This window comes from Kaistella faecalis, from assembly GCF_019195395.1.
In the GTDB taxonomy this organism is placed as follows: domain Bacteria; phylum Bacteroidota; class Bacteroidia; order Flavobacteriales; family Weeksellaceae; genus Kaistella; species Kaistella faecalis.
Genome location: NZ_CP078067.1, coordinates 390928 through 405011, shown reverse-complemented (window position 1 = coordinate 405011; position 14084 = coordinate 390928). Strand labels below are relative to the sequence as shown.

Sequence of the window (14084 nt, the reverse complement as noted above, 5' to 3'; positions counted from 1 at the left end):
ATTATTGAGTTACTTATTTAAAAATACCTCCTCGGTGCCGGATTGAAACGAAAACAGAAATAAAAAAATCCGCTTCAACATTCTGAAACGGATTTTTAGGTGTTTATTCTCCTTTGCCAAAAAGTACTTCCGAATTCATCCCGTTATGTTGGGTATGATGCTTCATTTCCTGAGAAGAGAAAATCTGTGATTTTGCGCGGAGTGTCGCAATTCTTTTCAGGTAGTCCAGAGACATTGCATCCCGGAATTTTATATTTTCGAAATAGTTATAGTGAATGACATTATTCTCTGAAAAGATTTTTAAAGCCTTCTCTTTTAAGGTAGGATCATCCACTTTAACACTAATTGCCAGGCTTTCGTCTTCAAGAGTCGTATCATCTTTAAAGAAAAATTGCCACAGCGAGGTTTTTACGTCCCGCGAAACAGGTTCTTCATGCAGGTACATGATGTAATCTGAATTATCAAAACCTGCATTCTCTAAGTCTTCAGAAATTTTCTTAGACTGACTTTGGCTTCTGAATAAGCCTGTGATGATTGAAGCCATAATTAAGGTTTTTAAATTTCTATTACAAATTTTACGAAAAAAATATGAAGTCTGCAAATTTTTATGTAATTGTTTTACAGATCCGTAGTATAAGCAGGTTTCGTTTAAGAACGATATTTAATAATCAAAAGATTATTTCGTTATATTTGAAAATAAAAAGCAAAAATGATCAGATTCATTGCCATATTACTGCTTGCTTCCCAGACGTTTCTCGCTCAGAATACCGCACAAAAATTAGAAACAGCTACCAAAAATCTGCTTAGTTCCGCGCCGGCTTATTCGGCGAATCTGTCGCTCTATGTTGTGGACGAAAACGGTAATTTTATCTATGAACATAACGGAAACCAAGGACTTTCTAGCGCGTCAACACAGAAGATATTTACTGCAGCGGCTGCGTTGGAAACCTTAGGAAAGAACTATCAGTATACGACTACAACTTCCTATTTGGGAGATATTTCAGGCGGAAATTTGACCGGAAATCTCTATATCTATTCCAACGGTGATCCCACTTTAGGAAGCTGGCGTTACGAGAGTTATAAACCTGAAAATTTTAAACAAAAATTCATTGATGCGCTCAAACAGAAAGGGATTTCAAAAATCTCGGGCGATTTGATTATTGATGATTCTTATTTTGATTTTCAAACGGTTCCAGGTGGCTGGCCGTGGAACGATTTAGGGAATTACTACGGTGCAGGAGTCTGGAGTGTCAACTGGCGCGAAAACCAGTTCGATATCAGCATGAACGGCAAGGAAATGAAGGGTGTAAACGTAGATCTTCCAAATGTAACCTGGGTAAATGATGTTAGAGCAGCCGGCAGTTCAGACCAGAGTTTAATTTATACTGCGCCTTATTCGGACGTGGCTTACATTAACGGTACACTTCCGGCAAAAGCAATTACAGTTTCTGGCGCAACACCTAATCCGCCACTGACTTTGGGAGCCGAAATTGCCAAGTGGTTTCAGGAATCGGGAATTAATTTCACCGGAAAAGTTATTTCAACTTCAATGCAGAGAATTAAAGGCGAAAAAATGCTTAATGCTCCTAAAAACAACATCATTTTGGAATACAAATCACCAACCCTGGATAAAATCGTATACTGGTTTTTGCGAAAAAGTGTGAACCTTTATGGTGAAACCTTCATCAAAACCTTAGGAAAAGAAAAGAAAAACCAGGGAAGCTTCGATGCAGGAGTCGATTTTCTTAAAGAATTCTGGAAAGGCAAAGGAATCAATGCGGCCATGATTAATTTCGCTGACGGAAGCGGTCTTTCGCCTCAAAATTATGTTTCTGCGCGAGCTGAGGTTCAGGCACTGCTGTGGAGCCGCAAACAGCCTTGGTTCAATGAGTTTTTTGAAGGTTTTCCTACTCAGGGTAACGGTATGAAAATGAAAAGCGGTACGATGAAAGACACCAAATCTTTTGCGGGCTATCATACATCCAAAGATGGCAAAAAGTATGTTTTTGCGATCATCATTAATAACTACCAGAGTTCTAACCTGAGTGATGCGCTGTATAAAGTTTTAAATGTTTTAAAGTAATCTAAAAGTTTAAAATGAAACGCAGAAGCTTTCTCTCGAAAATCAACAACTGGGTCATTTATATTCTGCTTACACTTGCTGTTACGGGCGTAGTAGTTGCATCTGTTATTCTGATTAATTATTTGAGAAAGGAAGAGATTAAAAGGATTGAACTTTTTGCTACCGCTATCAAATACCAGCAACAGGAAGAAATTCTTGTCGATCCCAACATGCTGGAACTCATTTTTCAGATTAATAATACCAATAATACAATCCCGGTGATTGTAACCGACAGGAATAAAAAACCACTCGGACCCGATTTCCAGCGAAATATCCCCGAAAATGTTTCAAAAAATCCCCAGAAGATGATTTCGCTGCTTAAAAAGATGGAAAGTTCTTATCAGCCAATTGAGCTACAGATGCCGGATGGGAATAACCAGTACGTTTTTTATACGAACTCCAATCTTCTTAATAATTTGCGGTATACTCCTTATATTCTTGGACTTCTGGTGGTGGCATATATTTCATTTTCCTTCTGGTTTCTAAGAACCATTAAAAAAACTGATGAAGGCTACGTTTGGGCAGGTTTGGCCAAAGAAACTGCGCACCAGATCGGCACGCCGCTATCTTCAATGATTGGATGGATCGAAATTCTCCGCATGGAAAACGAAAACAGTCAGGGCGTGAAAGAGATCGAAAATGACATCAACCGACTGAAAACCATTTCCGAAAGATTTTCTAAAATCGGATCTGTACCAGAGCTGAATGACCTTAATATAAATGAAACGCTACAGCAGAATTACGATTACCTGAAATCCAGAATTTCATCAAAAGTAAGATTCATGCTTGTTCTTCCGAAACGGGAAATTCTGATTCCACACAATCGGATTCTCCTCAGTTGGGTGATCGAAAATATTGTAAAAAATGCTGTAGACGCCATGAAAGGTGAGGGCAAACTGGAGATTGACCTCTACGAAAAACATAAAAGCATCATCATCGATTTTAAAGACAGCGGGTCTGGAATGACGAATTATCAGGCTTCGAATGCCTTCAAAGCTGGTTACTCGACCAAAAAACGCGGCTGGGGTTTAGGACTTTCGCTTGCAAAAAGAGTAATAAAAGAGTATCACCGCGGCGATATTAAAATAGCCCACAGCGAAGTAGGAAAAGGCACAACGTTCAGAATCACCATGAGGAATTCTTAGGCCTAAACACGTAACGTGCTGAGACTTAAAATGCAGTTATAATATATTCCGTAATTTCGTGGAAACTAAAAACCATCGAAATGAAAAAACTAATGCTTGCACTGTTTCTAGTAACAGGAATATTGGGAAATTCCCAGATTTTAAACATGATTAAGGATAAGGTGAAAGACAAAACGATGTCTTTAGCCGGCGATAAAGTGGTAAATGCGATTACTACCGAAGCAATCACCACTAATTTTAAGGATTGTAACACTGCAGATGTAAAAAAGCCTGATTTTGCAGCTAATAAAAAATTTGTAAGCCTTTGCAAAGAATCTTTCACTCAGGATAAAGGTTATGTTCTCAGCCCGGGTTACTATCAACTGGAACTTAAAAGTTTTTGCCTGAAAGCGGGAACCTACGCACCAAGCAAAGGTGACGGTTATCTTTTCGCGCCGTTAAAAGGTCCTAAAGAGGAAATAATCAATGCTTTGGTTAAAAACTGGTACAATCATCAGGACATTCCACAACAGCAGGTCCAGTCTCTGGTTTGGGCGGTTATTGCTAAATCGAGTCTCAAAAACCTGAGCACCGAGAATAAAGTGGTTGCTGCAAGGCTTTTAAGCAAAGATCAGTTGCTGAAATTATCTAAAATGGGGTTGGATTTTATTCCTGCCGATCTTATGAACAGGGCAAAAAGCAATCTGCCCCAACCGGTCCAGATTGCTCTTGATGCTGAAAACAAGATAAGGAATTTCTTCGCTTCTTCGTCATCTTCAAGTTATGATGAACTTGAAAGGCTTGCCATGATTTCGGGAGTTAATCCGGAAAAATCTGCGGTAGAATACGGGACATGGGGTCTCCATCCGGACGGATACTGGGTGGCGTACCAACCGCATGGTTACAGGGAAATGACCGTAAAAATATATGTTCCTGATAATTTAACTTCAGTCAGTTTTACTCCTTCCGATCAAGTGGCCGTACCTGCAAACACGTCAAGCCAAAGGCTGATGCTGTCGGATATGCTGAACTGTAAATAAAAATTAAAATAATTTTTCTGATTCTTGCACGAATAATAATATTAAATAAAAGTTTCGGCGCCGCGGGCGCCGAAACTTTTATTTTAACTTCGTGTAATTCACATAATAATTTGCATCAAATTCAACCGGATTGGCAGCCTTCAATTTTACCGTTTGCCATTCTGAAGTGGGATTTAAAAGCTGCTGGTTTTTCAACCTCAATGGCATTGAAAATTTATCGATCACATTGCTGTAGCGGAATTTCAGTGTGTTTCCGTTTTGAGAATATTCTAAAACCGGAATTTTAGCTGTCCTTAAATATTGATTGAAAACCAGTGAGAAATCAATTCCCGACTTCGAAGAGATGTAATCTTCAACCTGTTGTGTGGTAACTGTCTGGTGATAAAAATCTTTGTTCAGACCCCTTAAGATCTGGCGGAATTTTTCGTCATCATTAATAACCTGGCGAATCGTGTGGAGCATATTTGCGCCTTTGTAATACATATCGCCGCTGCCTTCGTTTCTAACTCCGTACTGACCGATGATTGGGATGTCGTTTTTAATATTGTGGCGGATTCCCTGAACATATTTTTCCCCTGAATTTTTATCCATGTAGTTCTCAGTGAAAAGTGTTTCAGAATAGCTGGTAAAACCTTCGTGAACCCACATGTCAGCCTGATCTTTCGCAGTGATATTATTCGCAAACCACTCATGGCCGGTTTCATGAATAATGATAAAATCCCAGTTCAAACCAACTCCGGTTCCGGACAGATCTCTGCCCAAATAGCCGTTTTTGTATTTGTTTCCGTAAGCTACATTGCTTTGGTGTTCCATGCCAAGGTACGGAGTTTCTACAATCTTGTAAGAATCCTCGTAGAAGGGATAGGGACCGAACCAATATTCAAACGCTTTCATCATAGGTTTTACCTGTTCAAACTGTTTTTTAGCTTTTTGCAGATTATAGTCAAGCACCCAGTAATCCAAATCCAACTTACCTTTTTCACCTTCGTAATAATCTTTGAAATTCACATATTTTCCGATGCTTGGAACAATAGAGTAGGCGTTGATAGGATTTTTAACTTCCCAGGTAAACGTATTTTTGTTTTTTTCTGACGTCTGCGAAATCAGTCTTCCGTTCCCGACACCGACAAGATCTTTCGGCGTAATAATTTTCATCACGATCCCGTTATCGGGTTCGTCGCTCCAGATGTCTTTTACAGGTAGCCATACAGAAGTTCCAATTCCTTCCTGTGCAACACTTACGAACGGATTTCCGTTGTCATCCTGTTTGAAAACCCAGCCGCCATCCCACGGAGCGTTTTGCGCAATAACCGGGTTTCCGGAATACTGAATCGTGAAAGAATGGATGTCGCCTTTTTTGTAGTCTTTTTTAGTTTCAATAAAAATGAAATCACCATCGCGTCTTGAGGTGCAAAGTTTTACGTCAGAATCAATGATTTTGTATTGCATTGGTTGCTGTAAATCGATCTGGAAAACAGGATTAGTGATATCTTTTACGATTTCGAACGTTATCTTATTGCTTCCAGTAACGGATTTGTTCTGAATATTGGGTTCAACAGCAATTTCATATTTCTTAACATCCCAAAAATTTCTGTAAACGGTATTAGAACCTTTTAAAGTGTCCTGTTTACTGAAGTTTTGAGCAGAAAGCGCTGTGGAAGCCAGCATGAGCAATAAAAATGATTTATTCATGAAAAGTAATTTCTTTAAAGAACAAATATAATATTTAAATAATGTATACGGCGCATTTTGCTCGGGGTTCGCTTAATGTTGTTAAATTTCAGTATTTTTGAAAATTAATTTCATTCATCACATTAACTTTGAAATTTAAAAGTAAAAATACACCTATGAAAATCAGAACCCTAATCGCAGTTTTTGCATTTACTATATTGGTTTCCTGTAATAAAGACAAAGAAATCCTCAATACTTTAAACGACTACAATATTTCCATGGAAAGTAAAGGTTACCATTTTGGTGATGCTTTAACATTGCCGAAAGATGTGACAGAAAATGCAGAAAGCATCTCGATAAGTTTTGGAGATAAGGAGACTTCGAAACTGCTTGTGGATCCTGAATTTTTCACTTTAGGAGATAACGCGGTAACTTTCAACATCAAAAAGAAGAATGGCGAAATCATTACCCAGGACGCCACGATTAATGTTTTTGCTAAAACTCCCGAAGCTAAACTGAACTATGAAATTGTAAAAGAATATCCGCACGATCCGAAAAATTTTGTGCAGGGATTTCAACTCGAAGAAAACACGGTATATGAATCTGATGGACAACAAGGATCATCACAAATTTTGAAATATACTTTAGGAAGTACAACTCCTATTGTTTTCACAAAGCAACCCAAAGAATATTTTTCTGAAGGATTAACCATTGTAGGGGATAAAGTTTATCAATTAACATGGTTAACCAAAAAAGGTTTTATCTATATCAAAAGTGATCTGAGTTTGATCAGCGAATTTGCTTATCCAAATGTAATCGGCGAAGGCTGGGGATTAACTTACGATAACAGAAATTTAATTTTATCTGACGGAACCAAGAATATTTATTTCCTTGACGTTAAAGATCCTTCAAAAATTGTACGTTATATTTCGGTCGCCGGAAATACCGAAGCTTACGATCAGCTGAATGAACTGGAATATTATAAAGGTCATATTTACGCCAATGTATGGCAAAAACCGGTTATCCTGAAAATTAATCCGGCAAACGGTGAGGTGGTAGGAAAGTTTGATTTTACAGAAATTGCTAAAAAACACACTACCAATTCTGATGATGTTTTAAACGGGATTGCTTTTAAAGGCGATAACATGTTGATCACCGGAAAGAATTGGGATAAAATTTATGAAGTTGCCATAAAATAAACTGAAAAGTTACGATATGAAATGACGTTCAAAAAAACGTCATTTTTTATTTAAATTTGATAAATATTCTGTTGTTTTGAAATCACTTGGTCTCATCTTTTTCTTCCTTACGTGCGTAATGTCTGCGCAGCAGAATACAGCTTTCGATTCATTGAAACTGAAAGGTGTAGAAGATTTGCTGGTTGATGATTACGGAAACATTTATCTTTACAGGAACAAGGATTTCAGTTTTACAAAATACGATTCGCTGGGCAAGCAGAAAGGAAAACTGATGCTTACACTGCCCTTTAAAATTCAGTCGGTTCAGAATCCTCTAAGCATTCCTTCTTTTTCAGAAAACGCTCAGGAGCTTAAATTTTATGATCAGAATCTGAATGAAATCCAGACGGTTAATTTCCGACAGAAATTTGGCTTTATCAAAATGGTTTATGCCGAAGATTTACAGCAAATCTGGTTGCTTGATGAAAGCACGAAACGCCTGATTCAGTATAATTTCCGGGATGAAAGAATCATTAATTCCTATCCTTTAAATGTTGATTTTGAAAATATTAATGATTTACTGGTTTTCAACAGTCAGGTTTATTTGCTGACTGCTGATGAACTTCTCATCTGCAATTTTAAGGGAGATAAAATTTTAAATATTCCTGTTAATCAAGGTAGAAGGCTGCGTCGCGAAAATGGGAATATTCACGTTATCGGCAGAAATACTGTTCATCTTTTCGAGGACCGTATGCTGAGAATAATTTTCGAGGCCGTAAATTCGCAGATTGTGGATAAAAACTCAGCCGCTTATTTTGGAATCGGTGACCATAAACTTTATCTTTACCCGCTCAATAATTAACTGAAAGAAAGGGTAATTTTCAGGCAGTACAGCTCATTCATAATCAAATAATTTTTTACAGATGCACATTGCGGTTACAGGAAACATAGGCGCGGGAAAAACAACGTTAACAAACATGCTTGCCAAACATTACAGTTGGGATGCCCAGTTTGAAGATGTAGATCACAACCCGTATTTAGAGGATTTTTATGCCGATATGAGCAAGTGGAGTTTCGCACTGCAGATTTATTTTCTTGGAAGCCGTTTCCGACAGGTGAAAGAGATCCGCGAAAGTGGTAAAAACATTGTTCAGGACCGTACAATTTATGAAGATGCCCATATTTTCGCAGAAAACCTGTATGACATGAACCTTTTATCAGACAGAGATTTCAATAATTATACTTCGGTTTTTAACCTGATGAAGAGTTTCGTTTCGGCACCGGATTTGCTGATCTACCTGAAATCTGATGTTCCGAATCTCGTAAAGAAAATTTATAAAAGAGGCCGCGATTATGAAGCGACAATTTCTATAGAATATCTTTCGAAACTGAATCAGAAATACGAAAAATGGATTTCAACCTACAACGAGGGTAAACTCCTGATCATCGAAGTTGATGATTTGGATTTTGTGGAAAGACCTGAAGATTTCGGATTTATTTTAGAAAGAATTGAGTCGCAGATGCACGGACTTTTCTAAAACGCGGGACATGAGATGAATGCTGAACGCTTTTTACATTAAAAAAAACCTTCAACTCAACCGCCATGATCAAAGTACTTCATAATAATACATGTTCTAAATCCAGAGCGATTCTGGAACATTTAGACGAGAATAACGTTCCCTTCGAAATCATCGATTTCATGGAAACACCGCTGACAGAAATGGAGCTTACAACGCTTCTCAAAAAACTGAATACAGACGTTCAGGGACTGATCAGAAAAAATGACAGACTCTACCAGGAAAAATTCGCCGGAAAAGAATATTCTGACGAAGAATGGATTAAAATTCTCACTGAAAACCCTTCTTTAATCCAAAGACCAATCCTGATAAAAGGCCCGGTAGCAATGGTCGGAAGACCAATTGAAAATGTGAGGTTTTTTATTGAAAAATAATTCAGACTATTTTCTCAAATCCATAAATGCCGCTTCAGGTGTTGAAAATTTAAAATCAAATCCCAGAGATTTGATTTTTTCATTACTGGCTCTCGTACCTTCCAAAATGATAGAACTCATTTCTCCGAAAACTGTTCTAATAATAAAAGCCGGCACGTTTATCGGCAGAAAAAATTTGCTTGAAATTGTGGCAAGTGATTTCATGAATTGCTTATTATTTGGAGCGGAATCTGCAACTGCATTGAATTTTTCATTCATATCACTGTTTTCCACTGCAAAAATGTACATATTAATGAGGTCGTCAATGTGAATCCAGTTCATCCATTGTTTCCCCGATCCAACTGCTGAACCGATATTGAAATCAACTGTTTTCTTCAGCATGGGAAATGCTCCGCCATTTTTTGCCAGAACCATCGCGGTTCTTAAGCATACAACCCTGTCAGCCAAATCCGAAAAATTATCGGCCGCCTCTTCCCAGTCTTCACAGAGTTTCGCGAGAAAATCGTTTTGAATAATTCCGTCATTCTCTTTCAGAAGCTTATCTGAGGTGAAGGTTCCGTAGTAATTAATTCCAGATGCCGAAATAAATGATTTCAGATGCACATTATGCTTTACGCAATATTCTTTCAAAAGATTCGCGGTATCAATCCGGCTCGAAAACAGTTCTTTTTTATAATCCTCAGTCCATTTCTGGCTGATATTTGCACCGGCGAGATGAATAATACAGTCAAGATTTTCGAAAGCTTTTGGGTCGATGAATTTTTCGGTAATATTCCAGTAAAACTCTTCAGATTTATCAGTTTTCTGCCTTGTCAAGAGTCTTACATTATGATTTCTGTCCTTGAGTTTTCTAACCAAAGATTTCCCGATAAGTCCGGTTCCACCGGTAATTAAAATATTCATCTTTTTTTAAAGCATCATAACGCCCGGTATTTTTCCTACTTCTTTATAAATATTAATTACCTGATCCGCATCCATCACGAAGGCATTCATATTTAAAGACGTGTACTTCCCGTTCTTACTTTCTTTTGTGGTCAATGTAAATTTAATATTATCGAAAACCCTGTAAATTTCGGTATGCTTGGATTCCTCATTCGTGATAATAAACTTAAAAAGATAGTCTTCCGGGAAATCGTGGGTGGCCTCGAGTTTTTCTTTTAGTGAAGCGTAAAATTCTTCAGGATTTAAGTTTTCCTGATTATCGACTATATTAATCATTTCAGTGAGTTTTTAGTTAAAAAAAATTCCGGACAAACCGGAATTCAAAATTAAGGATTATTTCTTTATTTAGTGCCATTCAGCGAGTTCATGATCGTAGAGGCATTTTGCTGCTCGTGGCTTTGGATAATGTTGAACAGTCCGTTTACCATTTGTTGGGATGCGAATCTGCTGAGACCGCCTGTCAAAGAATTTGTAGAGCTTTGAGTTCCCAGAATTGATCCTAAAATATTAGAGCCTTGCAGGGCAGAATTCAGGGAGCTCACTAATCCGAATTCATTCAATTTGGCGTCTACTTTAGGAGCAATCGCAGCCATAAGCTGTTCCGACGTTCTTTCTTTCAGGATTTGGGTAGCAGCACCACTTCCTCCCTGAACTATTCTGGCTGCGTCCTCTGCGGTAAGGCTGTTCACGGCGTTTACCAAAATGGGGCGCGATGTTTCTACGGTAAAGGCTGCTGCCTGGGCTATATATTGTTTTTCTTTCTCGACGAGACTGTTCAGCCCAAGTTTCTGTAAAGTATTGTTAAGGTCTCTCAACTGTTGAGGCAGTGCAGCATCTATAAGTTGGTTGGCCATGAAACTGTCTTTATCGCTGAAGATATTCAGACCTTTTGTAATGCCGCCTAGAAGAATTTGTTTAAGGACAGCCAATCCTACGCTCGATGTTGCCAGGGCAAGACATGATTGTGTTGTAGTTCCTAAAGTTGCAACGGCCATTGTTGCAACTAGAATAGTATTTCTTTTCATGATATGAATATTAAGATTAGTGCTTCATTCTCAAATATTAAGCCAAATAAATATATGAGATCTTATTAACCAAATTTAACAATAGTAGTAAAATATTATGAAAAGAATAACAAAGTTGAAATATATTTTCTAACTTTGAGATAATAAAAACGCTTACAGGATTGACTTTCCTACAAAAATTACAAAACAAAAAATACTATATGAAACACAGTAATTTAAAATTTCCTTGCCTAATCGCAGTATTTTACTTCGGCATGAATGTAAATGCACAGGAAGTTCCGCGGGATACCGTGGTGAAGGAACAGAAAATTGAAGAGGTGGTGATGATTGGTTATGGTACAGCAAAAAAACGTGATCTCACAGGCTCAATTGCAAAGGTTGACGGCGCAGAAGTTAGTGATAAACCCGCTTCTAACCCAGTGAACTCACTTCAAGGACAGGTAGCGGGACTTTCGATTGTAAATTCGGGACAGCCAGGGTCGCAGGCAGACGTAAGAATCCGAGGAACGGTTACGATTGGTGCCACACAGCCGGTTTATATCGTCGATGGTGTATTTGCTGACAATATCGATTTTGTGAATCCAGCGGACATTGAATCCATTGAAGTGCTTAAAGATCCGTCTTCGCTAGCAATCTTCGGTAACCGTGGCGCAAATGGAGCCATCATCGTGACGACCAAAAGAGGACGTTCAGGACGTACCAGCGTAACGCTTACGTCTTCACTAGGTGTGAAATCTTTCGACAACCGTCCGAACCTAACTAACGGTGATCAGTTTCGTACACTTTATAATGAAGACCTTTTGAATCAGGGATTGCAGCCGTACGATTTCAGTCTTTTTAACGCGAATACAAACTGGATTGATGAAATCGCACAGAAGGGCGGAGTTATTAATCAGCACAACGTTACAATTTCCAACGGCACTGACAAAAACCGTGTTAGTTTTTCATTCGGATACCATGACGAAGAGGGTTCCATTAAATATGAGAAATACTCCAGACTTACATTCAAATTCAATGATGATCTAAAAATAACTGATAAGATTAGAGCTGGATTCGGAATGACCGGATCGTATAGCAAACTTCCACAGGGCAGAAGTTTTGGGTCAGCGTTGAACGCAACTCCTGTAGTAACACCGCTTAACATGATTGCGGGAGATTATTTTGGCTATTACAACTCCTTGCCTCAGCAAATTGGTGCTGCCCAAATTGGGAATCCATTAGCTGCTATTGAAGCTACACGTTTTACGCAACTCAATAAAGATATTCAATTCAATCCAAATGCATATTTGGAATTTGACTTCCTGAGAAATTTTACTTTCAGGTCTAATTATTTTGTGAATTACCGAAGCAATTATGGAAGAGGTTACAGTCCTGTTTTTGATGTTTATATTCCTGAGACCAATACCATCGCGCCTTATTCAGGACAGCTGCTGACGTCGGTAAATCAGTTTGAAAACCGTACGCTGTTTTTCCAGCAAAATCAGTTGCTTACTTATAGAAACAAATTTGGCTTGCACGATCTAACCGCCTTGGTTGGTTTTGAAACAATTTCACAGGAATATTCCGGTATGAATGGCAGCGTTCGAAGCAGTTTATCGAATCCATTAGGGCAGATTCCGAACGATCCGCGTTTCTGGTATTTGAATAACGATTTCGGGGATGTTACCACAAGAACAGTAGGTACTGGACAAAGTAAAAAAAGACAAGTTTCTTACCTCGGACGGGTGCTTTATAATTATGACGGAAAGTATATGCTGAACGCGTCAGTTCGTTCCGATGGCTCGTCAGTACTTTCACCGGGTTACCGCTTTAACCAGTTTTGGTCTGTAGGAGCAGCGTGGGAAATTACTCGTGAAGAGTTTATGAAAGACCTTACCATACTTAATTATTTAAAGCTTAAAGGTTCTTACGGTGATTTAGGAAATCAGAACACATCCAACAATTATTTCGGATATTCAGGATTTGTGCCTGGAGGAACTGGAGTTTTTAACGGAAATCTTTATCCTGCCTTCGAAAAGGAATTTGAAGAAACTGAAGATCTGAAATGGGAACATTTAAAATCGTATGAATTTGGTTTTGAATCTCAATGGTTCAACAAAAAGCTTTCATTGGAAGCCGTTCATTATTACAAACGGACCGAAGATCTGCTCACCCTAGTCAATTCCACTCCAAGTATTTTCATGAATGCAGGTAAGATTGAAGCGAAGGGATATGAATTTACAGCATCTTGGCGCGACCGTATTAGCGAAGATTTGACGTGGTATGCAAGTGGAAATTTATCAACAACTAAAACAAATGTTTTGGAAACGTTAAATCAGGGTGATAAGTTTTACTTCGGACCTTCAACCTACCAACCGGGCTTGCCAATCGGCGCTTTCTATGGTTATGTCGTAGATGGCCTTTACCAATCGTATGCTGATATTTTAGGAAGTCCATCCTCAACTATTGGCGATGTAGCTCCTGGAGATTTTAAATATCGTGATGTAAATGGTGATGGCAAGATTACAGCTGATGACCGGACGATGATCGGTGATCCTACGCCTGACTTTACCTACGGATTTTCGCTTGGGACCAATTACAAAGGTTTCTTTATTGATGCTGATTTTTACGGAGTTTATGGTAATGAAGTTTATAGAGGCTGGGGAAATGGGAACTCATTTGCACCTTTCAATTATCGTGAAGAACGTATGGACCGTTGGACGGGACCGGGAACATCAAACTGGGAGCCACGCAGTTACACAGCAACAGGGTACAACCGTGAGATTTCCAGCTACATGATTGAGGACGGAAGTTTCTTCAGAATCCGTAATGTTCAGATGGGTTATAGTTTCAATAAAAACTTCCTGGAAGGAATCAGTTTAGAAGCGCTTAAAGTATACATCAATGTTCAGAACCTTAAAACATGGGATCATGTGAACGGATTCACCCCTGAAGCCGGCGGTAACGCTACTTCGTTTGGGATAAATGCTGGAGGTTATCCTAACCCACGAATTGCTTCTTTTGGTATAAATGCAACTTTCTAAAAAATAAA

General features: G+C 38.5%; 13 protein-coding genes. 8 read left to right on the top strand and 5 right to left on the bottom strand.

Annotated elements, in window-relative coordinates; all coding sequences use genetic code 11:
- Nucleotides 1-103: 103 nt before the first annotated feature.
- Nucleotides 104-544: a hypothetical protein gene (locus tag KTV93_RS01940; protein WP_218249654.1), complete on the bottom strand. Its 441-nt coding sequence runs from the start codon at nt 542-544 to the stop codon at nt 104-106.
- A gap of 165 nt (nt 545-709) precedes the next feature.
- Here KTV93_RS01940 and dacB point away from each other — a divergent pair, with 165 nt between their 5' ends.
- From dacB to KTV93_RS01925, 3 genes are all read left to right on the top strand, one after another.
- Nucleotides 710-2083, top strand: coding sequence for a D-alanyl-D-alanine carboxypeptidase/D-alanyl-D-alanine endopeptidase (dacB, locus tag KTV93_RS01935; RefSeq protein ID WP_218249653.1), 1374 nt, complete (start codon nt 710-712; stop codon nt 2081-2083).
- 14 nt (nt 2084-2097) lie between these two features.
- Nucleotides 2098-3267 (top strand): sensor histidine kinase, encoded by a 1170-nt coding sequence (locus KTV93_RS01930; RefSeq protein WP_218249652.1) that lies wholly within the window; start codon nt 2098-2100, stop codon nt 3265-3267.
- 80 nt (nt 3268-3347) lie between these two features.
- A complete protein-coding gene (locus KTV93_RS01925; protein WP_218249651.1) occupies nt 3348-4286 on the top strand; it encodes a hypothetical protein in 939 nt (312 codons plus the stop codon).
- A gap of 78 nt (nt 4287-4364) precedes the next feature.
- Here the strand turns inward: KTV93_RS01925 and KTV93_RS01920 are convergent, their stop codons facing one another.
- Complete coding sequence (locus KTV93_RS01920; protein ID WP_218249650.1) at nt 4365-5978, bottom strand: M1 family metallopeptidase; 1614 nt, start codon at nt 5976-5978, stop codon at nt 4365-4367.
- 155 nt (nt 5979-6133) lie between these two features.
- Here KTV93_RS01920 and KTV93_RS01915 point away from each other — a divergent pair, with 155 nt between their 5' ends.
- The 4 genes from KTV93_RS01915 (at nt 6134) to KTV93_RS01900 (ending at nt 9086) form a co-directional block, all read left to right on the top strand.
- On the top strand, nt 6134-7156 hold the full coding sequence (locus KTV93_RS01915) for a glutaminyl-peptide cyclotransferase (RefSeq protein WP_218249649.1): 1023 nt from the start codon (nt 6134-6136) through the stop codon (nt 7154-7156).
- Between the two features lie 76 nt (nt 7157-7232).
- Entirely contained in the window at nt 7233-7997 is a 765-nt protein-coding gene (locus tag KTV93_RS01910) for a hypothetical protein (protein ID WP_218249648.1), read from the top strand.
- Between the two features lie 61 nt (nt 7998-8058).
- On the top strand, nt 8059-8673 hold the full coding sequence (locus tag KTV93_RS01905) for a deoxynucleoside kinase (protein WP_218249647.1): 615 nt from the start codon (nt 8059-8061) through the stop codon (nt 8671-8673).
- 65 nt (nt 8674-8738) lie between these two features.
- Nucleotides 8739-9086: an ArsC/Spx/MgsR family protein gene (locus KTV93_RS01900; protein WP_218249646.1), complete on the top strand. Its 348-nt coding sequence runs from the start codon at nt 8739-8741 to the stop codon at nt 9084-9086.
- 6 nt (nt 9087-9092) lie between these two features.
- On the opposite strand, the gene KTV93_RS01895 is transcribed toward KTV93_RS01900, so the two are convergent.
- The 3 genes from KTV93_RS01895 to KTV93_RS01885 all read right to left on the bottom strand — a co-directional run bounded on the left by KTV93_RS01895 (nt 9093) and on the right by KTV93_RS01885 (nt 11053).
- On the bottom strand, nt 9093-9989 hold the full coding sequence (locus tag KTV93_RS01895; RefSeq protein ID WP_218249645.1) for a TIGR01777 family oxidoreductase: 897 nt from the start codon (nt 9987-9989) through the stop codon (nt 9093-9095).
- Between the two features lie 6 nt (nt 9990-9995).
- On the bottom strand, nt 9996-10304 hold the full coding sequence (locus tag KTV93_RS01890) for a DUF493 domain-containing protein (RefSeq protein ID WP_218249644.1): 309 nt from the start codon (nt 10302-10304) through the stop codon (nt 9996-9998).
- Nucleotides 10305-10369: 65 nt separating this feature from the next.
- A complete protein-coding gene (locus KTV93_RS01885) occupies nt 10370-11053 on the bottom strand; it encodes a DUF4197 family protein (protein ID WP_218249643.1) in 684 nt (227 codons plus the stop codon).
- Between the two features lie 200 nt (nt 11054-11253).
- Between KTV93_RS01885 and KTV93_RS01880 the strand changes: the two genes are divergently transcribed.
- Nucleotides 11254-14076: a SusC/RagA family TonB-linked outer membrane protein gene (locus KTV93_RS01880; protein WP_218249642.1), complete on the top strand. Its 2823-nt coding sequence runs from the start codon at nt 11254-11256 to the stop codon at nt 14074-14076.
- Nucleotides 14077-14084 lie beyond the last annotated feature (8 nt).

Excerpts from the sequence above, each read along its gene's own strand:
- KTV93_RS01880 (WP_218249642.1), top strand. The coding sequence starts at position 11,254 with ATGAAACACAGTAATTTAAAATTTCCTTGCCTAATCGCAGTATTTTAC.
- KTV93_RS01890 (WP_218249644.1), bottom strand. The coding sequence starts at position 10,304 with ATGATTAATATAGTCGATAATCAGGAAAACTTAAATCCTGAAGAATTT.
- KTV93_RS01885 (WP_218249643.1), bottom strand. The coding sequence starts at position 11,053 with ATGAAAAGAAATACTATTCTAGTTGCAACAATGGCCGTTGCAACTTTA.
- KTV93_RS01895 (WP_218249645.1), bottom strand. The coding sequence starts at position 9,989 with ATGAATATTTTAATTACCGGTGGAACCGGACTTATCGGGAAATCTTTG.
- KTV93_RS01925 (WP_218249651.1), top strand. The coding sequence starts at position 3,348 with ATGAAAAAACTAATGCTTGCACTGTTTCTAGTAACAGGAATATTGGGA.
- KTV93_RS01930 (WP_218249652.1), top strand. The coding sequence starts at position 2,098 with ATGAAACGCAGAAGCTTTCTCTCGAAAATCAACAACTGGGTCATTTAT.
- dacB (WP_218249653.1), top strand. The coding sequence starts at position 710 with ATGATCAGATTCATTGCCATATTACTGCTTGCTTCCCAGACGTTTCTC.
- KTV93_RS01905 (WP_218249647.1), top strand. The coding sequence starts at position 8,059 with ATGCACATTGCGGTTACAGGAAACATAGGCGCGGGAAAAACAACGTTA.
- KTV93_RS01900 (WP_218249646.1), top strand. The coding sequence starts at position 8,739 with ATGATCAAAGTACTTCATAATAATACATGTTCTAAATCCAGAGCGATT.
- KTV93_RS01920 (WP_218249650.1), bottom strand. The coding sequence starts at position 5,978 with ATGAATAAATCATTTTTATTGCTCATGCTGGCTTCCACAGCGCTTTCT.
- KTV93_RS01915 (WP_218249649.1), top strand. The coding sequence starts at position 6,134 with ATGAAAATCAGAACCCTAATCGCAGTTTTTGCATTTACTATATTGGTT.
- KTV93_RS01940 (WP_218249654.1), bottom strand. The coding sequence starts at position 544 with ATGGCTTCAATCATCACAGGCTTATTCAGAAGCCAAAGTCAGTCTAAG.